We start from the raw sequence: 600 nt of genomic DNA on the forward strand, positions 1-600 counted from the left end.
GCCTGCGTCCGCTCACCGCCGAGGCGAAGGGGCCGGCCGACGCCGCCCTGTCGCCGGGCCACCTCCTGCTGGAGGGCTGGGCGACCTCGCTGGCCTATCGCCTCGCCTCCGGGCTGGCCGAGGGTGGGACCGTCTCGGTCGCCGACCGGCGCGTGCCCGAGGCCCTGCGCCCTTGGGTGCTGAACGCGCTCTACGCCCTGGAGAGCAGCGGCCTGGCCGAGCGTGCCGGCCAGAACTGGACCCTGGGCGAAGACGGCTCGGCGCTGCCGGCTCCCGACGAGATCATGCGTTGGATCGCGGGCGACCATCCGGATCTCTCCGCCGAACTGGTGCTGATCGCCGATGTCGGCGCCATGGTCGATCGCCTGCTCGCGGGCAAGCTGACCGAGGCCCCGGCCCTGCCTCAGGGCGCCATCGACGCCTTCGTCATGCGCTCGGCCACCGCCCGCCACACGGCCGACGTGGTCGCCGGCCTGATCGAGGCGAGCCGCGGACACCTGCCGAAGGAGCGCGCCCTGCGGGTCCTGCAGGTCGGCTTCGGCCCGCTCTCCGCCCAGGCGGCCGCCTTCGCGGCGGCGGCCGAGGCCCGGCTCACCGTGT

The 600-nt window shown here is 75.3% G+C and carries 1 protein-coding gene; it reads left to right on the plus strand.

Annotation, left to right across the window (positions count from 1 at the left end):
* A partial coding sequence (locus FV228_RS32080; RefSeq protein ID WP_147858001.1) for a hypothetical protein occupies nt 1-600 on the plus strand: 600 nt, incomplete at both ends.

The sequence above is a fragment of the Methylobacterium sp. WL18 genome (genome assembly GCF_008040015.1).
GTDB classification, from domain to species: Bacteria; Pseudomonadota; Alphaproteobacteria; order Rhizobiales; family Beijerinckiaceae; genus Methylobacterium; species Methylobacterium mesophilicum.